The organism is Streptomyces sp. NPDC060000, assembly GCF_042737375.1.
In the GTDB taxonomy this organism is placed as follows: domain Bacteria; phylum Actinomycetota; class Actinomycetes; order Streptomycetales; family Streptomycetaceae; genus Streptomyces.
In genome coordinates this window covers 1-25,516 of the sequence record NZ_JBHWUU010000057.1, presented here as the reverse complement: position 1 = coordinate 25,516, position 25,516 = coordinate 1, and the positions used below count along the sequence as shown (strand labels likewise).

At 72.7% G+C, this 25,516-nt stretch carries 24 protein-coding genes and 1 riboswitch; of the genes, 12 read left to right on the top strand and 12 right to left on the bottom strand.

Translation table 11 applies throughout. The features are described 5' to 3' along the window. The first annotated feature begins 16 nt into the window (after positions 1 to 16). Complete coding sequence (locus ACFWBB_RS27430) at positions 17 to 2,551, top strand: SpoIIE family protein phosphatase (protein WP_385277614.1); 2,535 nt, start codon at positions 17 to 19, stop codon at positions 2,549 to 2,551. A gap of 81 nt (positions 2,552 to 2,632) precedes the next feature. Then, the gene (locus ACFWBB_RS27425) at positions 2,633 to 3,886 is read left to right on the top strand and encodes a PP2C family protein-serine/threonine phosphatase (protein ID WP_385277612.1); all 1,254 of its coding nucleotides are present in this window, start codon (positions 2,633 to 2,635) and stop codon (positions 3,884 to 3,886) included. A gap of 10 nt (positions 3,887 to 3,896) precedes the next feature. Here ACFWBB_RS27425 and ACFWBB_RS27420 read toward each other — a convergent pair whose 3' ends face one another. Next, positions 3,897 to 4,289, bottom strand: coding sequence for a hypothetical protein (locus ACFWBB_RS27420; RefSeq protein WP_385277610.1), 393 nt, complete (start codon positions 4,287 to 4,289; stop codon positions 3,897 to 3,899). Positions 4,290 to 5,148: 859 nt separating this feature from the next. On the opposite strand from ACFWBB_RS27420, the gene ACFWBB_RS27415 reads away from it, so the two are divergent. Then, positions 5,149 to 5,883, top strand: coding sequence for a lysophospholipid acyltransferase family protein (locus ACFWBB_RS27415; RefSeq protein WP_385277608.1), 735 nt, complete (start codon positions 5,149 to 5,151; stop codon positions 5,881 to 5,883). A gap of 87 nt (positions 5,884 to 5,970) precedes the next feature. Here ACFWBB_RS27415 and ACFWBB_RS27410 read toward each other — a convergent pair whose 3' ends face one another. From ACFWBB_RS27410 to ACFWBB_RS27375, 8 genes are all read right to left on the bottom strand, one after another. Continuing rightward, a complete protein-coding gene (locus tag ACFWBB_RS27410) occupies positions 5,971 to 7,500 on the bottom strand; it encodes an alpha/beta hydrolase (RefSeq protein ID WP_385277688.1) in 1,530 nt (509 codons plus the stop codon). Between the two features lie 186 nt (positions 7,501 to 7,686). Further along, positions 7,687 to 8,445: an urease accessory protein UreD gene (locus tag ACFWBB_RS27405; RefSeq protein ID WP_385277607.1), complete on the bottom strand. Its 759-nt coding sequence runs from the start codon at positions 8,443 to 8,445 to the stop codon at positions 7,687 to 7,689. A gap of 1 nt (position 8,446) precedes the next feature. Continuing rightward, entirely contained in the window at positions 8,447 to 9,124 is a 678-nt protein-coding gene (ureG, locus tag ACFWBB_RS27400; RefSeq protein ID WP_385277605.1) for an urease accessory protein UreG, read from the bottom strand. Between the two features lie 137 nt (positions 9,125 to 9,261). Then, a complete protein-coding gene (locus ACFWBB_RS27395; protein WP_385277603.1) occupies positions 9,262 to 9,936 on the bottom strand; it encodes an urease accessory protein UreF in 675 nt (224 codons plus the stop codon). 30 nt (positions 9,937 to 9,966) lie between these two features. Further along, positions 9,967 to 11,688, bottom strand: coding sequence for an urease subunit alpha (locus ACFWBB_RS27390; protein WP_385277601.1), 1,722 nt, complete (start codon positions 11,686 to 11,688; stop codon positions 9,967 to 9,969). Next, positions 11,681 to 11,992 carry an urease subunit beta gene (locus ACFWBB_RS27385; protein ID WP_385277599.1) on the bottom strand — a complete coding sequence of 104 codons (312 nt, stop codon included), beginning with the start codon at positions 11,990 to 11,992 and terminating at the stop codon, positions 11,681 to 11,683. The genes ACFWBB_RS27390 and ACFWBB_RS27385 overlap by 8 nt, the downstream gene beginning before the upstream one ends. Positions 11,993 to 12,002: 10 nt before the next feature. Next, positions 12,003 to 12,305 carry an urease subunit gamma gene (locus ACFWBB_RS27380; protein ID WP_028808600.1) on the bottom strand — a complete coding sequence of 101 codons (303 nt, stop codon included), beginning with the start codon at positions 12,303 to 12,305 and terminating at the stop codon, positions 12,003 to 12,005. A 132-nt stretch (positions 12,306 to 12,437) separates the two neighbouring features. Next, the gene (locus ACFWBB_RS27375; RefSeq protein ID WP_385277597.1) at positions 12,438 to 13,067 is read right to left on the bottom strand and encodes a TetR/AcrR family transcriptional regulator; all 630 of its coding nucleotides are present in this window, start codon (positions 13,065 to 13,067) and stop codon (positions 12,438 to 12,440) included. A 119-nt stretch (positions 13,068 to 13,186) separates the two neighbouring features. On the opposite strand from ACFWBB_RS27375, the gene ACFWBB_RS27370 reads away from it, so the two are divergent. The 3 genes from ACFWBB_RS27370 to ACFWBB_RS27360 all read left to right on the top strand — a co-directional run bounded on the left by ACFWBB_RS27370 (position 13,187) and on the right by ACFWBB_RS27360 (position 15,681). Then, a complete protein-coding gene (locus ACFWBB_RS27370) occupies positions 13,187 to 14,176 on the top strand; it encodes an ABC transporter permease (protein ID WP_385277595.1) in 990 nt (329 codons plus the stop codon). 172 nt (positions 14,177 to 14,348) lie between these two features. Next, positions 14,349 to 14,654, top strand: coding sequence for a hypothetical protein (locus ACFWBB_RS27365; protein ID WP_385277593.1), 306 nt, complete (start codon positions 14,349 to 14,351; stop codon positions 14,652 to 14,654). A gap of 338 nt (positions 14,655 to 14,992) precedes the next feature. Further along, positions 14,993 to 15,204: riboswitch (cyclic di-AMP (ydaO/yuaA leader) on the top strand. A gap of 3 nt (positions 15,205 to 15,207) precedes the next feature. Continuing rightward, positions 15,208 to 15,681, top strand: coding sequence for a C40 family peptidase (locus tag ACFWBB_RS27360; RefSeq protein WP_385277591.1), 474 nt, complete (start codon positions 15,208 to 15,210; stop codon positions 15,679 to 15,681). 88 nt (positions 15,682 to 15,769) lie between these two features. Here the strand turns inward: ACFWBB_RS27360 and ACFWBB_RS27355 are convergent, their stop codons facing one another. Next, positions 15,770 to 16,252 (bottom strand): ATP-binding protein, encoded by a 483-nt coding sequence (locus ACFWBB_RS27355; protein ID WP_385277589.1) that lies wholly within the window; start codon positions 16,250 to 16,252, stop codon positions 15,770 to 15,772. Positions 16,253 to 16,465: 213 nt separating this feature from the next. Between ACFWBB_RS27355 and ACFWBB_RS27350 the strand changes: the two genes are divergently transcribed. Next, positions 16,466 to 17,326, top strand: coding sequence for a helix-turn-helix domain-containing protein (locus ACFWBB_RS27350; RefSeq protein ID WP_385277587.1), 861 nt, complete (start codon positions 16,466 to 16,468; stop codon positions 17,324 to 17,326). Between the two features lie 9 nt (positions 17,327 to 17,335). Beyond that, positions 17,336 to 17,587, top strand: a complete 252-nt coding sequence (locus tag ACFWBB_RS27345) for a DUF397 domain-containing protein (protein ID WP_385277585.1) — start codon at positions 17,336 to 17,338, stop codon at positions 17,585 to 17,587. Positions 17,588 to 17,633: 46 nt separating this feature from the next. Here ACFWBB_RS27345 and ACFWBB_RS27340 read toward each other — a convergent pair whose 3' ends face one another. Next, positions 17,634 to 18,761 (bottom strand): 8-amino-7-oxononanoate synthase, encoded by a 1,128-nt coding sequence (locus ACFWBB_RS27340; RefSeq protein WP_385277583.1) that lies wholly within the window; start codon positions 18,759 to 18,761, stop codon positions 17,634 to 17,636. A gap of 147 nt (positions 18,762 to 18,908) precedes the next feature. On the opposite strand from ACFWBB_RS27340, the gene bioB reads away from it, so the two are divergent. Genes bioB through bioD form a run of 3 tightly spaced genes read left to right on the top strand, consistent with a single transcriptional unit; the run spans position 18,909 to position 22,172 of the window. Then, positions 18,909 to 20,156, top strand: a complete 1,248-nt coding sequence (gene bioB / locus ACFWBB_RS27335) for a biotin synthase BioB (protein WP_385277581.1) — start codon at positions 18,909 to 18,911, stop codon at positions 20,154 to 20,156. Then, on the top strand, positions 20,149 to 21,447 hold the full coding sequence (locus tag ACFWBB_RS27330; protein ID WP_385277579.1) for an adenosylmethionine--8-amino-7-oxononanoate transaminase: 1,299 nt from the start codon (positions 20,149 to 20,151) through the stop codon (positions 21,445 to 21,447). Before bioB ends, ACFWBB_RS27330 begins: the two co-directional genes overlap by 8 nt. Positions 21,448 to 21,449: 2 nt before the next feature. After that, positions 21,450 to 22,172 carry a dethiobiotin synthase gene (bioD, locus tag ACFWBB_RS27325; protein ID WP_385277686.1) on the top strand — a complete coding sequence of 241 codons (723 nt, stop codon included), beginning with the start codon at positions 21,450 to 21,452 and terminating at the stop codon, positions 22,170 to 22,172. Between the two features lie 192 nt (positions 22,173 to 22,364). Here bioD and ACFWBB_RS27320 read toward each other — a convergent pair whose 3' ends face one another. Further along, entirely contained in the window at positions 22,365 to 24,542 is a 2,178-nt protein-coding gene (locus ACFWBB_RS27320; protein ID WP_385277577.1) for a LuxR C-terminal-related transcriptional regulator, read from the bottom strand. A 216-nt stretch (positions 24,543 to 24,758) separates the two neighbouring features. Here ACFWBB_RS27320 and ACFWBB_RS27315 point away from each other — a divergent pair, with 216 nt between their 5' ends. Continuing rightward, entirely contained in the window at positions 24,759 to 25,445 is a 687-nt protein-coding gene (locus tag ACFWBB_RS27315) for an esterase/lipase family protein (RefSeq protein WP_385277576.1), read from the top strand. The last annotated feature ends 71 nt before the right edge of the window (positions 25,446 to 25,516 follow it).

Here is a 25,516-nt window from a genome sequence, read left to right as displayed (position 1 = left end):
GACAGAGAGGTCGACCGTGGGCACACACGACGAGGACGACGTTGCCCGCCGGCGGTTCGACGTGGCGGATGCCGCGCCCCTGCTGCTCGACTCGCGGGGCGTGGTGACGAGCTGGACCAGGGACGCCGAACGGCTGCTGGGATACCCGGCCGCCGAGGCGGTGGGCATGGACCTGGCAGGGCTGCTCGCCGACGGGGACGCCGGGCAGGTGCCGTACGTCCTCGAACGGTGCGCTCGGGCCGGCGGCTGGGCGGGGCTGCTGTCGGCCCGCCACCAGGACGGACGGCCGGTGCCCGTGATGGCGCGGATCACCTCGGCCCGCGAGCCCGGCGGCGGCGCGCGCTGGCTGTTGCTGCTGAACGAGATGGCCGACGCCCCGGGCTGGAACATGAGCCGCTCGGTGCTGGAGAAGATGGTCGGCGGTTCCCCGATCGGCATAGCGATGGTCAACACGGACCTGCGTTTCGTGTGGTCGAACGCGGCCCTGTCCCGGTTCGGCGGCGGCCCGCCCGAGCGCCGGCTGGGGCTGCGGCTGGCCGATGTCCAGCCGGGTCTGGACGCCGCGGCGATCGAGGCACAGATGCGGCGGGTGCTGGAGACCGGGGAACCCGTCATCGGTTACGAGCTCGTGGGCCGGGTGCGGGCCGCTCCGCACCGCGAGACGGCGCAGATGTTGTCCTTCACCCGGCTCGACGACGACCAGGGCGGCCCGATGGGCGTCTACTACACGGTCGTGGACATGACCGAGCGGCACCGTGCCCGGCAGCGGCTCGCCCTGCTCGACCGGGCCGGCCGGCGGATCGGCCGCAGCCTGGACATCGTCCGGACCGCTCAGGAGCTGGCGGACGTGGCGGTGCCGGGGTTCGCCGACTTCGTCACCGTGGATCTGCTGGAGCCGGTGCTGCGGGGGGCGGAACCGGCACCGGGACAGGCGACGGACGGCCCGGAGAACTCCGTCACCCTGCGCAGGTCCGGGCGGCGGACGGCCGGCGATCCCGGGGACGCGACCGGCTCCCCCGCGGTCGTGTACCGGGCCGGTTCGCCCGCGGTGCGCACTCTGGCCGGCGGGCACCCCTGGCGGGTGGAGCGGCTCGATCCGCTCGACCCGTTCTGTGCGCTCGATCCGCTCACCGAGGAGTGGGTCGCGGGTCTGCCCGCCGGGTCCGGGCCGCCCAGTGCCCTGATCGTGCCGGTCCGCGCGCGCGGCGCCATCCTCGGCGTGACCACCTTCCTGCGCCGCCACCGGCACGAGCCCTTCGACGAGGACGACCTGGCGCTCGCCGAGGACCTCGTCTCCCGGGCGGCCGTCTGCGTGGACAACGCCCGCCGCTACACGCGCGAGCGCGACGCGGCCCTGGTGCTCCAGCGCAACCTGCTCCCCCGCCGGCTGCCCGAGGTGGAGGCGGTCGAGGTGTCCGCCTGCTACCGGCCGGCCGACGAGCTGACCGGACTCGGCGGCGACTGGTACGACCTGATCCCGCTGTCGGGAGCACGGGTGGCCCTGGTCGTCGGCGAGGTGCCCGGGCACGGCATCGACGCCGCCGCGGCCATGGGGCGGGTACGGACCGCCGTGCGCACCCTCGCCGCCCTGGACCTGCCACCCGAGGAGATCCTGGCGCACCTCGACGACCTGGTCACCCGCATGGACGACGAGGAGGGGACGGCCGAGGCGGGGCCGCGGACGGACGGCATGGCGGCGCCGGAGGCGGGGCCGCGGACGGACGGCATGGCGGCGCCGGAGGCGGGGCCGCGGACGGACGGCACCCGGACCGTGGGATCCGCGTGCGTGTACGCCGTGTACGACCCCGTCGACGGGCGGTGCGTAATGGCCGCCGCCGGGCATCCCGCCCCGGCCGTGGTACTGCCGGACGGCTCCGTCATGTTCGTCGAACTGCCCCAGGGGCCCCCGCTCGGCGCGGGCGGCCCGCCGTTCGAGTCGGCCGAGGTGATCCTTCCGGAGGGCAGCACGCTGGCGCTGCACACCGACGGTCTGCTGGCCCGTGGCGAGCGGTGGGCGCTGGACACCGACCGGGACCGGCTGCGGCACGCCCTGGAGCAGTCGGCGGACACGCTCGGCGTGCGCTGCCGGGCCGTGATCGACGCCCTCGTCCCGGCCCGTCCGTACGACGACGTGGCCCTGCTGATGGCCCGCACCCGCCGGCTGCCCGCCGACCGGATCGCCGACTGGGAGCTGCCCGCCGACCCGGCGGCCGTGGCCGAGGCCCGCAAGGCCGCGAGCCGCCGGCTGGCGGAGTGGGGCCTTGCCGAACTGTCGTTCACCACCGAGCTGGTCGTCAGCGAGCTGGTCACCAACGCCATCCGGTACGCCACCGGGCCGATCCGGCTGCGGCTGATCCGCGAGCGCACCCTGGCCTGCGAGGTCTTCGACGGCGGGACCACCGCACCGCACCTGCGCCATCCGCGCGCCACCGACGAGGGCGGCCGCGGGCTGCTGCTGGTCTCGCAGGTCACCCAGCGGTGGGGTACCCGTTTCCTGCCCGAAGGCAAGATCATCTGGGCCGAACAGTCACTCACGGACGCCGGCGCGTGAAGGCTCCACAGACCGACCGGCCAACCCCATTCGTCACATGACATGAGAAAATGACGCAAGACCGGCAGATGGGGCGCGTCCATGAACGAGACGGCGATCGACTACACGGCGGTGTTCCAGGCCCTGCCGGCCATGGTGGCGCTGCTGACGCCCGAGCTGGTCTACGCGGACGCCAACGCGGAGTTCCTGCGCGTGAGCGGCCGCACGCGCGAGCAGACGGTCGGCCGGCACCTCTTCGAGGTCTTCCCCGGCAACCCCGACGACCGGGCCTCGAGCGGCATGCGCAACCTGGAGGCCTCACTCCACCGGGTGCTGGCCACCGGCGAGCGGGACGCCATGGCGCTGCAACGCTACGACGTCGAGTCGACCGAGCGGCCCGGCGAGTGGGACGAGCGCTACTGGAGCCCGGTCAACGCGCCGGTGTACGGCCCCGACGGCTCGGTCGTGCTGCTGGTGCACCGGGTCGAGGACATCACCGAGCTGATCCGGGCTCGTGGTGGCCGCGGGACGGGCGGAGACGGGGAGCGGGCCGGCAACCGGGGCCACGTCCTGGAGGCCGAGCTGTACACCCGCGCCCGTGAACTCCAGGAACTCAACGAGCGGCTGCGGCTGGCCCACGCCCGTGAGCGCGAGGTGGCCCTCGCCCTTCAGGAGGCGATGCTGCCGGCCGGCCGGCAGGTCGGTCACCACCGGGCCGCCGTGCGCTACCGCCCGGCGGTCGGCGCGCTCAACGTGTGCGGGGACTGGTACGACCTGGTGGACCTGGTCGGCGGCAACCGCATCGGGGTGTCGGTCGGCGACGTCGTCGGGCACGGCCTGGACGCCGCCGGGGTGATGGGCCAGCTGCGCAGCGCGCTCAGCGCGACCTCCCGGGTCGCCGGGGGCCCGGCCGAGGCGCTGAACGTCCTCGGCCGGTACGCGCATGTCGTCGACGGCGCCGAATCGGCCACCGCGGTCACCACGTTCATCGACTTCGACCACCACACGATCACCTACAGCAGCGCGGGGCACCCACCGCCCGTGCTCGTGCACGCCGACGGCCGGGTGGAGTTCCTCGACCGGGCCACCGATCCCCCGCTCGACGCACGCCCCACGCCGGTCCGGCGGCCCCAGGCACGCACCACCTACGACAGCGGCGCCACCCTCGCCCTGTACACCGACGGGCTGGTGGAACGGCGGCGCGAGGACATCGACACGGGTCTGAGCCGCCTCGCCGACGCCCTCGCGCGCCACCGGGAGGCGGACCCGGAGTCCCTCGCCGACGCCGTCCTGCTGGAGCTGCTGCCGCCCGGGGGCGCGACCGACGACACGGCGCTGGTGATCGTGCGGCTGTGAGCCGTGCGTCCTACCGCCGGTTGATACCAGGCAGCCTGACGCCGTGGGAGTCCAGCGTCACGAGGGTCCGCGCCCGTGTCCGTTCCTTCACGTACGGCCAGGCGTTCTCGAGTAGGCCGTCGGCGTTCAGGAGCTGTTCCTTCGGCTCTGTGCTCCGCTTCGGTTCCGCGCTCCGCTTCGCCGGCTCCTGGGTGCTGGAGGCCCACATCACGGGCTCGGGCGCCTCGAACACGGCGTTCCCGGCGCCCTGGTCGACGGGCTCCAGGCCGCCCTCGGACGTCTCACGGACGTCCATGCCCTCGGCGGAGAGCCTCAGCCGCAGCCGGGTCAGCTCCGGGCCGGCGGCCGCCTCGGCGGACTCGACGACGAGCAGCTGGGTGAAGCCGTCCTCCCGGGCGCCCATCCGCAGGTCGACGTCCCGCAGGACGTCGCGGTAGGCCGCCGTGGCCCCGTCGAGGACGGGGCGGGCAGCTCGCCGGGCCAGGTCGGGGCCGGTTCGCGTCCCGCCTTCTCCATCCGCACCAGCGGCGCGTCGCCGCCCGCGGAGAACTCGAGACCCACGGTGGTCGGTCGCGCCCGGGGCGACCGCCCCTCCGAGGTCCTTAGGTCTTCACCAGGTCGGTGCCGACCGGCTTCCACTCGCCCGCGACCCGGGTCCGCACGGGACGCAGATACTCACGCGCCTCCAGGTTCCCGTCGGGCGTGGCGTACACATCGCCGCTCTCCGACCGAAGAGATCCGACCTCGACGCTCTTGCCGGACCGTTCGCCTCGGCCCAGGCGTCCTGCGTGGTCGTCGCCGCGTCCTCGGCGGTGGTCTTCGCCCGCGCCGGGGCCGCCGGAGCGGCGGCGACCGCCGCGGTCACCGGCGTCACCCCGACCCCCAAGGCCGTCACCAGCGCCGGCGCCAAGGCCGATGTCCGGGCATGTCCTCGCGTCAACACGCGCCCCCGCATTCACAGTTCACAACACGACTCAGTGGGAAAGCACTGAGAAAAGATGGTCAATGACGGAGGGTGGGTGAGAATCTGATGAAGATCCGTGCAAGTAATGCGACATCTGCGACGTCTCACCCCCGGTGGATGTGAGAACCGACACGGTTGCGGCAAGATCCGTAGAGATTCGACGAAAAGCGTCGGGCGCGCCTCCCCGACGGCCGCACGATCGCTGCCCGCGGCTCCCTGCGGCTTGCTGCGCACCGTCGGGAGCAGCACCCTGGTCAGGCGGCCATCCCGCCGATCCGCCGGAGTGAGGAGCGACCCCTTGTTCTACTACGTGCTCAAGTACGTCTTGCTGGGCCCCCTGTTGAGACTGGTCTTCCGACCGCGGATCGAAGGCCTGGAGCACGTACCGGAGTCGGGTCCGGCGATCGTCGCCGGGAACCATCTGTCGTTCTCGGACCACTTCCTGATGCCCGCGATCCTCAAGCGCCGCATCACGTTCCTCGCGAAGGCCGAGTACTTCACGGGTCCCGGCCTCAAGGGCCGGCTCACCGCGGCGTTCTTCCGCAGCGCGGGTCAGATCCCGGTCGACCGCTCCGGCAAGGAGGCCGGCCAGGCCGCGATCCGCGAGGGCCTCGGCGTGCTGAGCAAGGACGAGCTGCTCGGTATCTATCCGGAGGGGACCCGCTCGCACGACGGCCGCCTGTACAAGGGCAAGGTCGGCGTGGCGGTGATGGCACTGAAGGCCCGGGTCCCCGTCATCCCCTGCGCGATGATCGGCACCTTCGAGGCACAGCCGCCCGGCAAGGTGATCCCGACCCTGCACCCCGTGGTGATCCGCTTCGGCAAGCCCCTCGACTTCTCCCGCTACCTCGGCATGGAGAACGAGAAGGCGGTGCTGCGCGCGATCACCGACGAGATCATGTACGCGATCCTGAAGCTGTCCGAGCAGGAGTACGTGGACCAGTACGCGGCCGTCGTCAAGGCGGAGGAGGCCGCGGCGAAGGCGGCCAGGGCGGAGAAGGGGCGCAAGTTCCCGCGTCTGCCGTCGCATTGACGTTCGGCCTCGGCTGATGTTCCGTCAAGAAGCGTGAAAGGGCGGCCGGAGTGATCCGGCCGCCCTTCGCTGTTCGCGCAGGTGGTGCTACGGCTTGGGCGTGGCGTGCGGCGCGCAGGTCACGTCCGCGGTGTCCAGCTTGCCGGTGAGGAGGTAGGCGTCCACCCGGGGGTTGATGCAGGTGTTCACCAGACCGGTCACTCCGTGGGAGCCGGCGTCCTTCTCGGTGATCAGACGCGAGCCCTTGAAGCGCTTGTGCAGCTCGACGGCGCCCTCGTACGGAGTGGCGGCGTCATGCGTGGACTGCACGATGAGCACCTGCGGCAGGCCCTTGTGGGTCTTGACCTCCACCGGCGTCTGCTGCTTGACCGGCCAGAAGGCGCACGGCAGGTTCATCCATGCGTTGGCCCAGGTCATGAACGGGTAGTCCTTGTTGAGCCGCGTGTTGTCGCTGTTCCACTTCCGCCAGCTGGTGGGCCACTTGGCGTCGGTGCACTCGACGGCGGTGTAGACGGCGTTGCCGTTCTCCGCGGTGATGTTGCCGGCCGTGTCGGTCAGGTCCGGTGCGGCCGCGTCGACGAGCGCCTGGGTGTCTCCCGCGACGTACTTGCTGAAGACCGTGGCGACCGGGATCCACGAGGAGTCGTAGTACGGGGCGCTCTGGAAGAAGGAGATCAGCTCCGCCGGGCCGACGAGACCGCCGAGGGGGTTCTTCTTCGCGGTGGCGCGCAGCGCGAGCCACTTGGCCTGTACGGCGGCGCGGATGGTGCCGAGGTGGAACGTGGCGTCGTTGGCGGCGACCCAGTCCTCCCAGTCCTTCCAGCGGCCCTCGAAGGCGACGTCCTGGCCGAGGTTGGCCTCGTACCAGATGTTCTCCCGGGCGGGGTTGACCACGCTGTCGACGATCATGCGGCGCAGGTGGCCCGGGAACATGGTGCCGTAGACGGCGCCGATGTAGGTGCCGTAGGAGACGCCCAGGTAGTTGAGCTTCTTCTCACCGAGGGCGGCGCGGATGACGTCCAGGTCGCGGACGGTGTTCGGGGTGGTCATGTACGGCAGCATCTCGGCACTGCGCTCGTAGCAGCCGTCGGCGTACTCGCGGGCGAGCTTGATCTGGGCGAGCTTGTCGGCCTCGCTGTCCGGGACCGGATCGGCCTTCGGTGCCTTGACGAACTCCTGCGGGTCGATGCAGGAGATGGGCGCGGAGTGGCCGACACCGCGCGGGTCGAAGCCCACGAAGTCGTAGGCCTTCGCCACGTTGGCCCACACGGGGGCCTTGGTGGTGACCCGGCGCGGGAAGCGCAGCCCGGAGCCGCCGGGGCCACCGGGGTTGTAGACGAGCGCGCCCTGGCGCTCCTTGGCCGTGCCCGTGTTGCCGATGCGGTCGACGGCGAGCTTGATCTGCTTGCCGTTGGGCTTGGCGTAGTCGAGCGGCACGCTGACCCAGCCGCACTGGATCGGCTTCTCCAGGCCCCAGTCGGCGGGGCACTCCTGCCAGTCGACGCCGGCCTTGGCGGCACGCTCCGCGGCGACGGCGGCGCCGCGCGCCTCCCGGTCCTGGCCCGAACGGCCGCTGGTCGCGCTGGCCGTGGGCGCCGCGAAAGCGCCGGCGAGCATCGTCGCGGCGACGAGTACGCCGGCCGAGCCGAGCGCTGTGATGCGCTTGTTCGGTCGTATGTCCTTCAAGTGGGAACTCCCCTACCTGGTTATGGCGGCAGAGGGATCCTTGCGGCTATGAGGCACCTGAGAAAAGGTGTGGTTGACCTTCTTTGCCAATCCGATAACCGGAACGGTATGCACCGCTCACCGGATGCCGAGATCGGCGAGCGCCTCGTCCAGCACGCGCCGCAGCCGCAACGCGTCGGGCGCGACGGCGGTGACCAGGGCGGCGGGCCCGGCCAACGGCATGACACAGGCGTGCTCTCCCACGCTCCGCGCCGCCACCGGTGCCTCGTCGAACTCCGGCCGCACAAGCACGACTTGGCCCACGGCGCGATGCCCGGCGAGGACGGCGGGCCCGTCCCAGCCGCCGGGCGCGCCCGGTCCGCAGGACAGTTGCTGATCGAGAACGACCCGCCCGGCGACCCGCACGGCGAGTCGGCTGGTCAGTCTCCCCGGCTCCTCCCCCACCCGCCCGAGCACCTGCTCCTCGCGCAGCACGAGCCGGGCATCGGCCCCGAGGTCGGCCCGGGTGGTGACGAACAGGTCGCTCCCCCTCGCCGAGATCAACTGCTCGGGCAGCCAGTGCAGTTCGCCGCCGTCGGCGACGGTGAGGCGTACGTCGTAGTGTGCCTCGTCCTTCGCCTGCCCGGGCAGGGCGATGGTGGCGGCGGCCGAACCGACGTGCAGCCGGGCGCCGGTCCCGACGTCCGCCTCGAGGGCGAAGCGGTCACCGCCGAGGGGTCCGCTCATCGCGCCGACGAGCATGACGCGCGCCTCGCCGCCGGTGCCCCGGGTGCGCCGCAGGGCGAGCGGTCCGTCGCTCTCGAGGACGGGCAGGGAGGTCCCTCCGCGTCCGTCGTCGCGCGCCCCGATCCGCGCGGTGGCGTGCACACCGCTCATGTCACGCCGTCCAGGCGGCGAACTGCGCCCGCACCCACGCGGCGACGTCCGCCACACCGGCCTCGCCGCGCAACGACTGGAAGACGACCGGCAGTTCGGCCCGCTGGGCCTTGGCGTCGGCGGCCATGCGGGCGAGGTCGGAGCCGACGTACGGCGCGAGGTCGGTCTTGTTGACGACGAGGAGGTCGGCGGTGGTGACACCGGGGCCGCCCTTGCGGGGGATGTCGTCCCCGCCCGCGACATCGATGACGAAGATCTGCGCGTCCACGAGGCCCTTGGAGAAGGTGGCGGTGAGGTTGTCCCCACCGGACTCGACGAGGATCAGGTCCAGCGGTCCGGCCTCGTCCTCCAGATCCTCCACGGCCTCGAGGTTGGCGGAGATGTCGTCCCGGATCGCGGTGTGCGGGCAGGCGCCCGTCTCGACGGCCGTGATCCGCTCGGGCGGCAGCACGGCCTCCCGCAGCAGGAACTCGGCGTCCTCGCGCGTATAGATGTCGTTGGTGACGACGGCGAGGGACAGTTCGTCCCGCAGGGCCCGGCAGAGAGCGGCGACGGTGGCGGTCTTGCCGGAACCGACCGGACCGCCGAGCCCGATCCGCAGCGCCCGCCGCGATCCGTCCGTGCGGTGCGCGTCGGCGCCGACGGCGGCCGGACCGTCGTGGGTGTGGTCGAGATGCACAACGACTCCTGTTCAGCCGGTCCGGGGCGATGCAGCCCGTCCGGCGTGTGAGGACGAGGCCCGTTCAGGGCCGAACGGGGGTCTGGGGGCAGAGCCCCCGGGGTCGGAATCGGGTAGGGGCGGCGGGGCGGGGCAACTCACGAGGCGAACAGCCGTACCGGCCAGGCGGCGTGCACCTCCGCCCCGATCTCCAGCAGCGGCGCGGACGCCGCGGGCAGCACGTCGACGCCCTTCGCCGGCACCGCCGTTCCACAGGACACCGCCCGGTCGACGACCCGGTCCAGCTCCGGCGCCAGCCGGGCCAGTACCGCCGTCGCCTGGAAGGGGTCGAGGCTCAGCAACCGCACCACGGCGGTGGCCGGTCCGCTCACGCTCTCGTAGACCGCGCAGTACGCCGCGTCCGCCGCCTCCAGGCCGGCCGCCCGCGCCGTCAGCCCCAACACCACCGGCTGGTGGGCCCCCTTGGGGAACTTTCGTGCCAGAGCGTCGAGTTCGGCGCTCGGCCAGGCCGCCCGGGCGGCCCGCACCAACTGCCGGCCCAGTTTCCTGGCGGTCAGCCGCAGCGCCGGGGACGGGGTGCGGGCGTCCGCCGCCGCGTCCAGCTCCACCGGGTCCGCTCCGGCCGCGGCGGCGGCAGCCAGCGCCGCAGCCACCAGTCCCGCCGTGTGCAGCCTCCCGCGGCAGAAGGCCTCCAGGCTCGTCGCGCCGGTGATCCGTCCTGCCTTGACCGCCTCCTCCGCCCCGCCGGAGTGCGCGTGTCCCCCGGCGGGGAAGCGGCCGTCGGCCAGGACGAGCAGTGCTGCCCTTGTCACATCGATGTCCTCAGCACCCGGGAACAGGAATCAGAACAGGAAGTAGCGCTGTGCCATGGGCAGTTCGGCGGCCGGAGTCGCCTCGACGAGCTCCCCGTCGATGTGCACGGCGAAGCTGTCGGGGTCGACCTGGACGCGCGGCCGAGCAGCGTTCTCCCGCATGTCCGCCTTGGTCACCGCGCGCGTGGAGTCGATGGCGACGAACTTCTTGCCCAGTTGCAGCCGCTCCGGCAGTCCGTCCTCGATCGCCAGCGGCGCCACGAAGTTGAACGAGTTCGCCGCGGGCGCCCGGCCGATCGCGCCGTACATCGGACGCGGCAGGATCGGCTGCGGCGTCGGGATCGAGGCATTGGCGTCGCCCATCTGCGCGTACGCGATCTGCCCGCCCTTGATGACGAGGAGCGGCTTGACGCCGAAGAACGCCGGCTCCCACAGCACCAGGTCGGCGAGCTTGCCGCACTCGACCGAGCCGATCTCGCGCGCCAGGCCCTGCGCGAGCGCCGGGTTGATCGTGTACTTGGCGATGTAGCGGCGTACCCGGTGGTTGTCCGCCCGGCCGTCCCCCGGCAGGGCGCCCCGGCGCCGCTTCATGACGTGTGCCGTCTGCCAGGTGCGCAGGACGACCTCGCCGACCCGGCCCATGGCCTGGGCGTCCGAGGAGATGATCGAGATCGCCCCGAGGTCGTGCAGGACGTCCTCGGCGCCGATCGTCGAGGGCCGGATCCGTGACTCGGCGAACGCCAGGTCCTCGGGGACCGCCGGGTTGAGGTGGTGGCACACCATCAGCATGTCGAGGTGTTCCTCGGCGGTGTTCACCGTGTACGGCCGCGTCGGGTTCGTGGAGCTCGGCAGCACGTGCGGCTCGGAGACCACGGTCATGATGTCCGGCGCGTGCCCGCCGCCGGCGCCCTCGGTGTGGTACGCGTGGATGCCGCGGCCGGCGATCGCGGCGAGCGTGTCGCCCACGAACCCGGCCTCGTTGAGCGTGTCCGTGTGGATCGCGACCTGGATGCCCGTCCGGTCTGCGACGGTCAGCGAGGCGTCGATGACGGCCGGCGTCGAGCCCCAGTCCTCGTGCAGTTTCAGGCCCAGCGCCCCGCCCCGGATCTGCGACAGCATCGCGTCCTGCGAGACGGTGTTGCCCTTGCCGAGGAAGCCGATGTTCAGCGGGTACTGCTCCATCGCCTCCAGCATCCGGGCGAGGTGCCACGGGCCGGGCGTCACGGTGGTGGCCTTCGAGCCCTCGGCCGGGCCGGTGCCGCCGCCGACCAGCGTGGTGACACCGGAGGACAGCGCCTCGTCGGCGATCTGCGGGCAGATGAAGTGGACGTGCGCGTCGACCGCGCCGGCCGTCAGGATCCGTCCGTTGCCGGCGATGATCTCCGTTTCCGGCCCGATGACCAGGTCCGGGTGCACCCCGTCCATCGTGTCGGGGTTGCCGGCCTTGCCGATACCGGTGATGCGCCCGTCGCGGATGCCGACGTCGGCCTTGACCACACCCCAGTGGTCGACGACGACCGCGCCCGTGATGACGGTGTCGGGCGTGCCCTGCGCGCGGGTCGCGCGGGACTGCCCCATGGACTCACGGATGACCTTGCCGCCGCCGAAGACCGCCTCGTCACCGGCGAGCCCGGGACCGCCGCAGCGGTCCTCCTCGATCTCGATCAGCAGGTCGGTGTCGGCGAGCCGGATGCGGTCGCCGGTCGTCGGACCGAACAGGTCGGCGTACGCGGCACGCGAGATCTCAGGCATCGAGGGCACCTCCGGTCTCCCCGCGCAGCCCGGGCACGACACGGGCACCGGCCAGCGGGACGAGTTCGACGTCGGCGGGGATCCCGGGCTCGAAGCGCACGGCGGTGCCCGCGGCGACGTTCAGCCGCTTGCCGCGCGCGGCCGCGCGGTCGAACTCCAGACCCGGGTTGGCCTCGGCGAAGTGGTAGTGGGAGCCGACCTGGACGGGCCGGTCGGCGGCGTTGAGCACGGTCAGGCGGGTGACCTCGCGGCCCTCGTTGTACACGACGGGTTCGTCCGCGAACAGGAACTCTCCGGGAATCACCGAAACCCCCTCAGACGATCGGGTCGTGGACGGTGACGAGCTTGGTGCCGTCCGGGAAGGTGGCCTCGACCTGGACGTCGTGGATCATCTCGGGGATGCCCTCCATGACGTCGTCGCGGGTGAGCAGCTTGCGGCCGGAGGACATCAGCTCGGCCACCGTACGTCCGTCACGCGCGCCTTCGAGGATGTGCGACGTGATGAGGGCCACGGCCTCCGGGTGGTTGAGCCTGAGCCCGCGGGCCCGGCGCTTCTCGGCGACGTCGGCCGCCACGTGGATCAGCAGCCTCTCCTGCTCGTGCGGGGTCAGTTGCACGTCCCACCTCACATCCTCGCTCCGGACCGTGCGGGGCCCGGCTGCCGCAGCCACGGGGCAAAGACCCTGGTGGCATGGACCGGCAGGCTAGTGGGACCGCATTTCGAGCAAGTTAACCGAGCTGTGGTCGGTTCAGGCTCCCGACAGCGGGGGCGACACGCTCATCAACGCGCGCAGGCCGTCCCGCAGCACCTCGACCGGGGCGGGCCCGAACAGCGACTGCTGGACGAGGAAGCCCAGTACGGCGGCGATCATCGTGCGCGCCACATGGTCCGGGGGCACGTCGGCCCGCATCATCCCGGCGTCCTGGTAGGCGACGACGATGCGGCCCCACGCCTCGCGCACTCCGCTGTAGCCCTCGTACAGAAGCGCCGCCAGCTCCTCGTTGCGCAGCGTCTCCGTCCATACCTGGACGATCAGGCGCGGGAAGGCCGGCTGCCCGTCGACGGTCAGGGACTCCCGTGCGGCGAGGGACCGGCCGAGGACCGAGGAGACGAGGGCGTCGGGCGGCGGGGGCGGGATGTGCCGGGACTCCTCCTCGAAGGCCTCACGGACCTGGCCGAGCACCTCGCCGACGATCGCGGCGATGAGCTCCTCCTTGCCGCTGAAGTAGCGGTACACCGCGCCGGCGGACAGATCGACCTCCTTGAGCACGTCCTGCATGGACGTGGCATGGAAGCCGTTGCGGGCGAAGCAGACCGACGCACCGTCGAGGATCTGCCGGCGGCGGGCGTCGAGGTGCGCCTGGGATACACGGGCCATGACCGTAAACGTAAAACGAACATTCCTTCTTGACAAGGGGCGGCAGCGACGGGACGGTGAGGACCGGTAAAACGAACGATCCTTCTCTATAACCTGTCCGTCCGCTTCAGGGGGAACCCATGTCCGCGACCCGGCGCCTGATCGCCGTCGTCCTGCTCGTCCCGACCCTCGCCGCCGTCGCCCTCTGGGCCTTCGCCTGGCCGGCCGCCCGTACCGCACCCCGCGACCTGCCGCTCGGCGTCGCCGGCCCGCCCGCCGTGACGGCCCCGCTGGAGCGGCAACTGGCCCGGCACGAAGCGGCCTTCGACATTCACCGCTACGCCGACGAGGCGGCCGCCCGTGACGCCGTCGAGGACCGGACCGTATACGGCGCGGTGGTCGTCACGGCCGGGGGACCCGAGCTGCTGACCGCCTCGGCCGCGAGCCCGGTCGTCGCCCAGTTGCTCGAGCAGGTGGTCGCGCGGCAGGCGGCCACCACGGGTACCGGGGTGCGGACGGTGGACGTGGTGGCGGCTCCGGCCGCCGACCCGCGCGGCGCGGCCTTCGGCGCGAGCGTGCTCCCCCTGGCCCTCGCCGGGATCGCGGCGGGCGCGGTGGCGTCCCTGCTGGGCCTGCGCGGGATCCGCGCCGTGATCGCGCTGGTCGGCGCCGCCGCGCTGGTCGGGCTGGTGGCTGCGGCGCTGGCGCACAGCTGGCTGGGGGTGCTCACCGGTGACTGGTGGGCGGAGGCCGCGGCGCTGGGGCTGTCGACGCTGGCGGTGAGCGCGGCGGTGGCGGGCTGCGCCGCGCTGATCGGCACCCCGGGCATCGGCGTCGTGGCGTTCGTGGTGATGTTCCTCGGCAACCCGTTCTCCGGGGCGGCCTCGGCGCCGCGGATGCTGCCGGAGCCGGTCGGGGCGATCGGCCAGTGGCTGCCGCCGGGCGCCGGGACGACCCTGCTGCGCTCGGTGTCGTTCTTCGACGGAGCGGCGGCGACCGGCCCCGCGCTCACACTGACCTGGTGGGCCGCGCTGGGCCTCGGGGCGGTGCTGCTGGGCGCGCAGCTGAAGCGGGGGCCGGCCCCGGCCGGGCCGGCCGTCGAGGCGCGCAAGCCCGCGCTCGTCGCCTGACCCGTCGCACCGGCCGTGCGTCCTCCCTCAGGGGGCGCACGGCCCTTCGCGTGTCCAGGACCCGCGGACGGGCGGCCCTACGACGGATCCGGCCCCCGGTACTCCGCCGTGACCCCGAACCGACGCTGTTCGCGGGGGTCGGCCGGCACGCACGGCGGGCGGTGAACCGGCGATGGTGCCCGAGTTGCCGCCGCTGCCCGCACTGACCCGCGCGGAGGCCGAGCTGATCGACGGTTACCTCGACGTGGTCGACATGCTCGGCCGTATCAACCCCGCCCACCACGGGGACACCTACCGCGGACCGCGCGCCGCCCAGGCGCTGGTGACCAAGGCGACCGCACTGCGCGACGCGCTGACGCTGATGCACCAGCGGGGTGAGAGCGAGCTGCACGCGCCGACGCTCGCGCGGGCGCTGCGCGTCCTGGACGGGGAGCGCCGCACGGCGCGCGTCACGCTCCCGCCGCTCTCCGACAGTTGACCCCGGCACACCCGCGGGCCGGGCGGTTCGGCACCGGACGTGACGACCGGACCGAAGTCGAAACGACCCAGAAGGCGTACCCCCGTTCGGCAGAGCGTCTGCTGTTCCCCCGGACGCTCACAGGTTGCGCACAAGAGCGCTCTCCGGGCGGGACAGGAGGCGTCAGTGCTGGTGGGAGCCCCTGAGGCGCCTCGGCACCTGATCACCCATCAGAGTGTTCACCCGAACGGGTGAGTGGTGAGTAACCCCACAAATCCCCGGTTCCGTTGGGATTTTCGGACATCAGTGAGCCAAGATCCCTGACTGACGACAAGCCCCCGCCACAAGAGGCGGGGCGGTCCGGGCGGACGCCGAGTCCTGCCGCCGCCCGGATGACCGGTCGACAGGAGTGCATCGGCAGGAGTGGAGGACCCGAGCAAGACGGGTCGCCGGAACGGTCACGCCATGACCGGGCCGAGCAGCCCTTGGGGTGAAGCCGCAGCCGCGGCCGGGCAACTTTGTCAGCCCGAATCCGACAGGTCATCCTTCACAGGCGGCTGACGAAGGGTTGCGCATGTCTGCGCTCAATCGTGTCCCGTCGCTCATGGTCCGGGCCGGTACGGCCTCGGCGTTCGCCATCGCCGCCGTGGGCGGCTCGGTCGTGGTCCCGGGGCTCGCCCCCGACGCCGCGGCCGCCACACCGGCGACGAAGGCGCTCCAGATCGCGGCCTCCAAGAAAGGTGCTCCGTACAAGTACGGGGCCACCGGGCCGAAGAGGTTCGACTGCTCGGGGCTCACGCTGTACTCGTTCAAGAAGGCGGGCAAGAGCCTGCCCCGGACGGCGGCCCAGCAGTACAACAAGACGAAGCACATCTCGGCGTCGAGCCGCAAGGCAGGCGACCTCGTGTTCTTCCACTCCGGATCGAACGTCTACCACGTCGGGATCTACGCGGGTAAGGGCAAGATCTGGCACTCGCCCAAGACCGGTGACGTGGTGAAGCTGCAGAAGATCTGGACCAGGAGCGTCTGGTACGGCCGGGTCCGCTAGGACGGGCCCTGGTCGCGTAACGGTCTGCCCGGGGTGATGTTCTCCCGGACCGGTGCTTCCCGGGGTGGTGGGGCGTCCTGACGCGCCTTCACCGCCCCGGGAGCTCACCCTCCGCCGGCGCCGCCAGAGCTCCGGCCCCCTGCTCCGCCGCCGGCAGGGCCCACGGGAGCTCGACGGTGACCGTCTTGCCGCCCTCCCGGGTCGGCCGCACTCTCAGCCTGCCGCCGCACTCCGCGGTCAGCCAGCGAATGATCACCAGCCCTCGGCCGTTGTCCTGCTGGACCGCGGCCGGCAGTCGTCTGGGGAAGCGCGGGTGACTGTCGGTGACGCCGACGCGCACCTGTTCGTCACGGTCGAGGACGAGGCCCACCGTGAAGGCGGGTGACTGCCCGAAGGTGTGCTGTACGGCGTTGGTGGCGAGTTCCGAGACGATCAGCCGGATGGCGTCGGCCAGCTCCGTCTCCGCCGGCAGACCCCATTCACCGAGGACGTCGGCCACGAAGCCGCGGGCCGCGGAGACCGAGGCGGGATCGCTCGGCAGAGTGATGGATGCTTCCAGGTGATCTGCCATGGCGACGTCGTCCCTTTCCACGGGACCGGGAGCCCGACACGGTGCGGATCGTTCGAGTACGGTCCCGGACTGGTGCTTCTTCGCCAGACTGCCATTACCGCCCCGGTCACGGGTGGCGATCCACCGAGATATGCATATATCTGTCGCCCAATGCGGTGAACTCTGCGACGGCAGAGCGTATTTGGCCGACCCGTCAGGAGTAAGGAGGAGCCCATGCAACACGGTCCCGCGGTGCGCCGCCGGAAGCTGGGCGCCGAACTGCGCAATCTGCGCGCCCAGGCAGGCCTCACCAGTGGTGAGGCGGCCCGGCTCGTGGGCTGGCACCAGTCCAAGGTGAGCCGCATCGAGACCGGCATCAGTGGGTCAAAACCGGCCGATGTGCGGTTACTCCTGGATGCCTACGATGTTGCCGATCCGCAGCTGCGTGAGCTGATGCTGGCGTTGGCGGGTGCCGACAGCGGGGGCGGCCGGGACCACTGGTGGCACGCGTACCGCGGGGTGCTGCCGCTCACCTACCGGGACTTCATCAGCCTGGAGTCCCAGGCGAGCGCGATGCGCACGCTGGAGACGACCGTGGTCCCGGGACTGCTGCAGACGCCCGAGTACGCGCGCGCGGTGACCAGGGCAGCCGTGGAGGGGGCGGACGAGGACCAGCTCGACACGTTGGTGGAGGTGCGGATGGCCCGCCAGGACGTGCTGCGCGCGACGCCGCCCCTGGAACTGAACGCGGTGCTGGACGAGGCGGTACTGCGGCGGGAGGTGGGCGGGCCCGAGGTGATGGCACGGCAGCTCGGCCGGCTCGTGGAGGCCGCCCGGTTGCCCCAGGTGCGGCTCCAGGTACTGCCGTTCGCCGCCGGAGCTCATATCGGCGTAACCGGCCCTTTCGTTATCTTCTCATTTTCGCGCACTTCTGATCTGGATGTGGTCGTTCTCGACCACTTGACGAGTAGCCTCCATCTCGAACGGAAAGAAGACCTCCAGGCCTACACCGAGGCCTTCAACGCCCTTCGGGCGCGCGCCCTTTCGCCCGGGGACTCATCGGAATACATCGCCGCGATAGCACACGGCACATAAGGAGGCACCATGTCCGCACTACCGCGGAACGTACCTTCCAGTACCGATCCCGACCGACTCCCGGATGTGCGGTGGCTGCGCAGCAGCTACAGCACGGGAGCGAACAACTGCGTCGAGACGGCCCGGCCGGCCTCCGGCTCCCTGGCCGGTCTGCTCGCCGTACGCGACTCCAAGGACCCGGCCGGACCCGCCCTGCTCTTCTCCCCCGAGAGCTGGACGGACTTCACGGCCGTGTTTGCGGGGGTCTCGCGGGTCCGCTGACCGCGCCGCAGTAGTCAGCGGCGGTCCACGGCCGTGTCACGCCGACTCATGGTCGTGTTTCGCCGATCACCCGTACAGCGCGTTCCAGCTCGGCCCCGGAGAGGTCCGCACGCGCGGTGAGCCTCAGGCGCGAGATGCCGTCGGGCACGGAGGGAGGACGGAAGCAGCCCACGGCCAGGCCTGCCGACCGGCAGTCCGCCGCCCACCGCACGGCCCCCTCCGGGGACGGCGCACGCACGGAGACGACCGCGGCGTCCGGACGCACCGCTTCCAGGCCCGCGGCCGTCAGGCGCGCGTGCAGCTCGCCCGCCACCGCACGCGCGCGCGGCGCGCGGTGCGGCTCCCGGCGCAGCAGCCTGAGGGCCGCCAGCGCCGCGCCCGCCGCCGCCGGGGCCAGGCCCGTGTCGAAGATGAAGGTCCGGGCCGCGTTCACCAGGTGTTCGATCACCCGGGCGGGCCCCAGCACGGCGCCGCCCTGGCTGCCGAGCGACTTGGACAGCGTGACCGTGACGACGACATCGTCGGCGCCCGCCAGACCCGCCGCGTGGGCGGCGCCCTGTCCGCCGTCCCCGAGCACGCCGAGCCCGTGGGCGTCGTCGACGACCAGCCCTGCGCCGTACTCGCGGCAGGCGGCCGCCAGGGCGGCCAGCGGTGCGGCGTCGCCGTCGACCGAGAAGACCGTGTCGGACACGGCCACGGCCGGGCCGGCGTGCGTGCCGAGCGCCTTGCGCACCGCGTCCGGGTCGGCGTGCGCGACGACCTGGGTGGTGCCGCGGGCCAGCCGGCAGCCGTCGATGAGCGAGGCGTGGTTGCCCGCGTCGGAGACGATCAGCGAGCCGTGCGGGGCCAGCGCGGTGACCGCCGCGAGGTTGGCCGCGTATCCGGAGGAGAAGACGAGCGCCGCCTCGAACCCGCAGTGCTCCGCGAGTTCCCGTTCCAGCTCGCCGTGCAGCTCTGTGGTGCCGGTGACCAGCCGTGAGCCGGTCGCACCGCCGCCCCAGGTCCTGGCGGCCGCCGCGGCCCCCGCCACGGTCTCGGGATGGCGGGCGAGACCCAGGTAGTCGTTGCTCGCCAGGTCGAGGAGCGGCGAGTCGGCCGGGCGGGGCCGCAGTGTCCGTACGAGTCCGGCCCGGCGGCGCAGCTCCGCCTGTTCGTCGATCCAGCCGAACGCCATGGGTCCTCCGGGCTTTTGTAGGTAGCGGACAGACACTAGCGGCCCGGCCGCCCACCCACGGTGTGGCAATACCCACACGTCGAACCCGGTGTGTTGTGTGATCCCTACCTTGGCCCGGAGCGGGTGCGTAGGACAGGATCGGCTCTCATGGACCTGCTGAACACGCTGGTGGACAAGGGGCTTCGGCGCGAGCTGCCGACCCGCGAGGAAGCGCTGGCCGTGCTGGCCACTTCCGACGACGACGTACTGGACGTGGTGGCCGCGGCCGGCCGGGTGCGGCGGCAGTGGTTCGGACGCCGGGTGAAACTCAACTACCTCGTCAATCTCAAGTCGGGACTGTGCCCCGAGGACTGCTCCTACTGCTCCCAGCGGCTCGGCTCCACGGCCGGGATCCTGAAGTACACCTGGCTCAAGCCGGAGGAAGCCTCCCAGGCCGCGGCGGCCGGGCTGGCGGGCGGGGCCAAACGGGTCTGCCTGGTGGCGTCCGGGCGCGGTCCGACGGACCGGGACGTCGACCGGGTGGCCGGCACGATCAAGGCGATCAAGGACCAGAACGAGGGCGTCGAGGTGTGCGCCTGCCTGGGCCTGCTCTCCGACGGTCAGGCCGAACGGCTGCGCGAGGCGGGCGCCGACGCCTACAACCACAACCTGAACACGTCCGAGGGCACGTACGGGGAGATCACCACCACCCACACGTACGCCGACCGGGTGGACACGGTGCAGAAGGCGCACGCGGCGGGCCTGTCGGCGTGCTCGGGCCTGATCGCCGGCATGGGCGAGTCCGACGAGGACCTGGTGGACGTGGTCTTCTCGCTGCGCGAGCTGGACCCGGACTCCGTTCCGGTCAACTTCCTCATCCCGGTGGAGGGCACCCCGCTCGCCAAGGAGTGGAACCTCACCCCGCAGCGCTGTCTGCGCATCCTGGCGATGGTGCGGTTCGTCTGCCCGGACGTCGAGGTGCGCATCGCGGGCGGCCGCGAGGTCCATCTGCGCACGATGCAGCCGCTCGCCCTGCACCTGGCCAACTCGATCTTCCTGGGCGACTACCTCACGACCGAGGGCCAGGCCGGCAAGGCCGACCTGGAGATGATCGCGGACGCCGGATTCGAGGTGGAGGGCGCCGAACAGGTCACGCTGCCCGGGCACCGGGCGACGGCGGGCGGCGGCTGCGGATCCCACGAGAGCGCGGGCTGCGGGTCGCACGAAGGTGCGGGGTGCGGATCGCACGAGGGCGGCGGGTGCGGGGCGCACGAGGGCGGCGGGGTGTGCGGTTCCGTCCCGGTCGCGACGGCTGCGTCGGCCCCGGTGCCGGCCCCGGTGGCCGGTGAGGCCCGTACGGACCTGGTCGCCGTGCGCCGCCGTGGCGCGGGTACGGATCTCGCGCCCAATGCCTGAGCCGTCCCCGCTCAGGGTGGCCGAGCTGCTGGAGCTCGACCGGCGGCACGTGTGGCATCCGTACGGTCCGATGCCGGGCCGGGCCGAGCCGCTCGTCGTGGAGTCGGCGAGCGGCGTGCGGCTGCGGCCGGCGGACGGTTCGGGCGAACTGGTCGACGGCATGGCGTCCTGGTGGTCGGCGATCCACGGTTACAACCACCCGGTGCTCAACGAGGCCGTACGCGAGCAGCTGGGCCGGATGAGCCATGTGATGTTCGGCGGGCTCACCCACGAGCCCGCCGTTCGCCTGGCGAAGCTGCTTGTCGACCTGTCGCCCGACGGTCTGGAGCATGTCTTCCTCGCCGACTCCGGCTCGGTGTCGGTCGAGGTCGCGGTGAAGATGTGCCTGCAGTACTGGCGCTCGCTGGGCCGTCCGGCCAAGCAGCGTCTGCTGACCTGGCGCGGTGGCTATCACGGCGACACCTGGCAGCCGATGTCCGTGTGCGACCCCGAGGGCGGGATGCACGACCTGTGGACCGGCGTGCTGCCCCGGCAGGTCTTCGTGGACCCGCCTCCGGCCGAGTTCGAGGAGGCCTACGCCGACCTGCTGCGCGAGGCGGTCGAGCGGCACGCCGACGAACTGGCCGCGGTCATCGTGGAGCCCGTGGTGCAGGGTGCGGGCGGGATGCGGTTCCACTCCCCCGCGTATCTGCGGGTGCTGCGCGAGGCGTGCGACGCGCACGACGTGCTGCTGGTGTTCGACGAGATCGCGACCGGCTTCGGACGCACGGGCGCGCTGTTCGCGGCGGAGCACGCCGCGGTGACGCCGGACGTGATGTGCGTCGGCAAGGCGTTGACCGGTGGCTATCTGACGATGGCGGCGGCCCTGTGCACCTCCCGGGTGGCCGACGGGATCTCGCGGGGCGAGGTGCCGGTCCTGGCGCACGGCCCGACGTTCATGGGCAACCCGCTCGCCGCGGCCGTCGCCTGTGCCTCGATCGAGCTGCTGCTCGGGCAGGACTGGCTAGCGGAGGTCAAGCGGATCGAGGCGGGACTGCGGGACGGCCTCGCCGGGGCCGCGGAGATCCCCGGTGTGCGGGACGTCCGGGTTCTCGGCGCCATCGGCGTCGTTCAGCTCGAGCGCCCCCTCGACGACGCGGCCATGGCCGCCGCCACCCGGGCGGCCGTGCGCGAGGGCGTCTGGCTGCGGCCGTTCCGCGATCTGGTCTACACGATGCCGCCGTACGTCACCGATGACACGGACGTGGCACGGATCGCGCGCGCGGTGTGCGCCGCGGCGCGGGAGGGATGAACATGCCGATCCTGGTGATCACGGGGACGGGCACGGAGGTCGGCAAGACCGTCACGACGGCCGCGATCGCCGCGTCGGCGCTCGCGGCCGGCCGGTCGGTGGCCGTTCTCAAGGCCGCGCAGACCGGTGTACGACCGGACGAGTGCGGGGACGCCGACGAGGTGGCGCGGCTCGCGGGCGCCGTGACTACGGCCGAACTGGCCCGGTATCCCGAGCCGTTGGCTCCGGCCACGGCGGCGCGGCGCGCGGGCCTGGCGCCGGTGCGGCCGAGCGACGTCGTCGAGGGGGCGCAGAAGCTGGCCGCCGACCACGACCTGGTGCTCGTGGAGGGGGCGGGTGGGCTGCTCGTACGCTTCGACGAGGCGGGCGCAACGCTGGCCGACGCGGCGCAGTTGCTGCGGGCGCCGGTGCTGGTCGTGGCCTCGGCGGGGCTCGGCACGCTGAACACCACGGAACTGACGGCTCGTGAACTGAGGTCGCGGGGCGTGGAGTTGCTGGGTGTCGTCATCGGCAGTTGGCCCGACTCCCCGGATCTGGCGTCCCGTTGCAATGTCGCCGACCTGCCGGAGGTGGCCGGTGCCCCGCTGCTGGGGGCGCTGCCCTCGGGGGCCGGTGCCCTCGCCCCGGCCGGCTTCCGTACGGCGGCGCCCGGTTGGCTGGCACCCCGGCTGGACGGTACGTGGGAGGCGGAGGCATTCCGGGAGCGTGCGGACTCGGGAGCCTGACCGTCTTGCGGGCCGGGGCCCTGGCTGTCGTCGGGTCCGGGGGCTCACCGTCGCCCGGTCCGACGCCCGGGCCATCGCCTGGGCCACCGCCCGGGCCACCGTCCAGTACAAGCGGGGCCAGAGCACCGTCCAGTTCGGGGCCCCGGCCATCGTCCGGGCCGTGACGGCCTGACCATCGTCAGGTCCGCGGTTCTAACCGTCGTCCGCGAGCAGCCGTACGAGTTCGATGCGGGAGCGGATGCCCAGGCGGGTGAAGACGCCCCGCAGGTGGTGATCGATGGTGCGGGGGCTGAGGGCGAGACGGGTGGCGATCTCGCGGTTCGTGGCGCCGTCGGCGGCCATACGGGCGACCAGGAGTTGCTGGGCGGTCAGGTCGGCCGTAGGGCGTCGTCGGCCGCGGGCGGGGGTCGCGGGGGCGCCGAGCGCGCGGAGTTCGGCGCGGGCGCCCGCGGCGCAGTGCGGGGCGTCGAAGGACTCGAAGGCCGCGAGGGCGCTGTGCAGCCGGTCGCGGGCCTCCGTGCGTCGGCGCAGTCTGCGCAGCGCGCTGCCGAACAGCAGTTCGGTGCGGGCGCGTTCGAAGGCACGGGTTCCCCCGGCGTGCAGGTCGAGGGCCGTGCGGTAGTGCTCGAGGGCGTCGGCGCCCGGCGTGAGCAGGGCCCGGCAGCGGGCGCTGAGTGCCAGGTCGTCGGCGCTGCCGACGGCACGGGCCCAGCGGTCGTAGCCGGCGTGCGCGGCGCGCGCGACGCGGGTCTCGCCGGTGCGGACCGCGGCCTCGACGTAGTGCGGGGTGGCCAGATGGCGGATGGCCCGGTGGCCGTGCCCCGGGCCCGAGGCGGCGAGCGCGCGCAGCCGGGCCGCGGCGGCGTCGAAGCGGCCGGAACCGAGGTCGAGGAAGGCGAGCGCCCACTGCGCCAGGGCGGCGGGCAGGCCCAGGTCGTGGGCGAGGGCGTGGGAGCGGGCGGCCGCGGCCCGCTCCCGGCACAGGTCCTCTTCGCCGGTGAGCGCGGCGAACATCGCGAGGGCGGCCTGAAGATGGCAGGCCCCGTTGTCCTGCCCGGTGGCGTACGCCTGTCGCAGGGCGTCCAGCGCGGCGGCCTCGGCGGCGCGCGGGCGGCCGGTCCAGAAGTCGGCGTAGGCACGGAACTCCATGGCCTGGGATACGGCGGCGGTGACACCCCGGGCACGGGCGGCGGCGGCCGCCCGGACCGTGGCGGTGGCGGCGCGGGTGTGGTCGCCGAGCATCAGTGAGGCGATGCCGGCGTGCAGGAGAACGGTGGGGTCACCGCCCGGACCGCACCGCCCGGCGGTGGCCTCCAGCAGGTCGCGCGCGTCCTCGTACCGCCCGTCCACGGCTGCGGCGATCCCGCCGAGCACCCCCGGCGGGTCGATGCCCAACTGCCCGGCGACGAGCATCGCTTCACGACATCGGCGCAGGTCACCGGTGTAGACAGCGGCTTCGGCGGCTCGGGTCAGCAAGTGGGCGGGACAGGCCGAGCCCTGTGTCCCACCGGAGGCGGAGGAGGCAGAGGAGGCGGAGAGGGTGGAGGAGGAGGCGGCGGGCGCGAGCCGTCGCGGGTCGTCCGGCGCGGGGCGGGTGCCGGCGGCCTGAGCCGCTCCGGCCAGCAGCGCGTCGAAGGCCTCCCCCGCGTGCCCGGTCCGCAGGGCGAGGACGCCGGTGAGCGCGTCGGCGTCGGTGCGGGCGGCCAGGGTGCGGGACCGGTCGCCGTCGCCGGAGTGCCAGGCGTCGGCCGCCGCGAGGGCGAGGAGGCGGGACCGCTCCCGGGGGTCCGTGCAGAGCGCGGCGGCTCGTTCGGCGAGGGCGCCGGAGAGCGCCGGGTCACCGGCGGCGCGTGCCCGGGCGGCCGCCGCCGACAGTTCCGCGGCGAGTCGCGCGCTGGGGCCGAGCGCTGCGGCTCCCCGGTGCCAGGCCCGGCGGGGCGTCTCCGCCGGGCCGTGCAGAACGCGGGCGAGCAGCCGGTGGGCGTCGCGGCGGTCGGCCGGGGCGGCCGTCTCGTAGGCGGCGATCCGGGTCCAGGCGTCACGGAAGCCGACTCCGCCGGCCGTGGCGTAGGCGATCCCCGCCGCCTCGGCCGCCTCGAGGGGCCGGGTGTCGAGGCGGACGGCGGCGACGGCGCGCAGAAAGGCGTGGGTGGCCACCGGGTACTGGTCGGCGGCCGCGAGCAGCAGCACCAGCCGGGTGTCCTCGGGCAGCGCGCGGACCTCGCCGCGGTGGGCGCGCAGCGTCTCGGGGGCGAGGTCGGCAGGTTCGGCCGGCAGCGGGTCGAGGCCGGCCGCCTGCCGTTCGGTCAGCCGCCCGACGAGTTCCACGGCGGCGCGCGGATCGCCGTACACGAGGCGCAGCACCCGCACGCGGACGCCTTCACAGAGCGTCGGACCCGAGCGCGGGCCCGTGTCCGGGGGCGTCGGTGGCGAAGTGCGGTCCAGAGGCGGGGGGTTCACCGGTGTCACCACACAAATGACGTTACTGGCGGGTTACTTGAACCGTAAAGACTGGCGATTTCGCCGATGCGGCGCGCGTAGACCCGCCGGACACTCCTGGCAACCCCACACGTTTCAGGAGGCATCATGCAGCGCCACAAGCGTCGCATCGCCGCGGCTCTCTCGGCCGTGGTCTCTTCGCTCCTTCTGTCACTGTCCTTCTCCGCCCCCACAGCCCATGCCGCGACCCACAATCCGGTCGTCTTCGTGCACGGCATCAGCAGCGACTCCAGCAGTTGGTCCGACTGGGTCGCGGACTTCAAGGCCGACGGCTACACGGCCGCCGAGCTGGACGCCTGGTCGTACAGCTGGTCCCAGTCGAACGCCACCACCGCCTCCCAACTGGCAACCGAGATCAAGAACGTGCTGGCGAGAACCGGCGCCGCCAAGGTCGACGTCGTCGTCCACTCCATGGGCACGCTCAGCTCCCGCTACTACCTCAAGAACCTCGGCGGCACCGCGTACGTGGACGACTTCGTCTCCGTCGCGGGCACCAACCACGGCACGTCGGTCGCCTCGTGGTGCAGCTGGCTCTACACCTCCTGCGCCGAGATGGTCACCGGCAGCTCCTTCGTCACCGCGCTCAACTCGGGTGACGAGACCCCGGGCAGCGTGAGCTACGCGACCTACTGGTCGAACTGCGACGCGGCCATCGACCCGGACTCCTCGGCGCTGCTGAGCGGGGCCACCAACGTCGGCGTCGGGTGCATCTCGCACACCGACATCAACAACGACCACGGCGTGTACGAGAAGGTGCGCGACTTCATCCAGTGATTCGTCCGGCAAACCGGTGCGAAGGCGGCACCGGGGACGCGGCGGGCCCGTTCGGGGTGACACCCCCGAAC

Coding starts and splice junctions, on each gene's coding strand:
- ACFWBB_RS27425 (WP_385277612.1), top strand. CDS start 2,633: ATGAACGAGACGGCGATCGACTACACGGCGGTGTTCCAGGCCCTGCCG.
- ACFWBB_RS27420 (WP_385277610.1), bottom strand. CDS start 4,289: ATGGGCGCCCGGGAGGACGGCTTCACCCAGCTGCTCGTCGTCGAGTCC.
- ACFWBB_RS27410 (WP_385277688.1), bottom strand. CDS start 7,500: ATGCTCGCCGGCGCTTTCGCGGCGCCCACGGCCAGCGCGACCAGCGGC.
- ACFWBB_RS27405 (WP_385277607.1), bottom strand. CDS start 8,445: ATGAGCGGTGTGCACGCCACCGCGCGGATCGGGGCGCGCGACGACGGA.
- ACFWBB_RS27390 (WP_385277601.1), bottom strand. CDS start 11,688: ATGCCTGAGATCTCGCGTGCCGCGTACGCCGACCTGTTCGGTCCGACG.
- ACFWBB_RS27375 (WP_385277597.1), bottom strand. CDS start 13,067: ATGGCCCGTGTATCCCAGGCGCACCTCGACGCCCGCCGCCGGCAGATC.
- ACFWBB_RS27370 (WP_385277595.1), top strand. CDS start 13,187: ATGTCCGCGACCCGGCGCCTGATCGCCGTCGTCCTGCTCGTCCCGACC.
- ACFWBB_RS27365 (WP_385277593.1), top strand. CDS start 14,349: ATGGTGCCCGAGTTGCCGCCGCTGCCCGCACTGACCCGCGCGGAGGCC.
- ACFWBB_RS27360 (WP_385277591.1), top strand. CDS start 15,208: ATGTCTGCGCTCAATCGTGTCCCGTCGCTCATGGTCCGGGCCGGTACG.
- ACFWBB_RS27355 (WP_385277589.1), bottom strand. CDS start 16,252: ATGGCAGATCACCTGGAAGCATCCATCACTCTGCCGAGCGATCCCGCC.
- ACFWBB_RS27350 (WP_385277587.1), top strand. CDS start 16,466: ATGCAACACGGTCCCGCGGTGCGCCGCCGGAAGCTGGGCGCCGAACTG.
- ACFWBB_RS27345 (WP_385277585.1), top strand. CDS start 17,336: ATGTCCGCACTACCGCGGAACGTACCTTCCAGTACCGATCCCGACCGA.
- ACFWBB_RS27340 (WP_385277583.1), bottom strand. CDS start 18,761: ATGGCGTTCGGCTGGATCGACGAACAGGCGGAGCTGCGCCGCCGGGCC.
- bioB (WP_385277581.1), top strand. CDS start 18,909: ATGGACCTGCTGAACACGCTGGTGGACAAGGGGCTTCGGCGCGAGCTG.
- ACFWBB_RS27330 (WP_385277579.1), top strand. CDS start 20,149: ATGCCTGAGCCGTCCCCGCTCAGGGTGGCCGAGCTGCTGGAGCTCGAC.
- bioD (WP_385277686.1), top strand. CDS start 21,450: ATGCCGATCCTGGTGATCACGGGGACGGGCACGGAGGTCGGCAAGACC.
- ACFWBB_RS27315 (WP_385277576.1), top strand. CDS start 24,759: ATGCAGCGCCACAAGCGTCGCATCGCCGCGGCTCTCTCGGCCGTGGTC.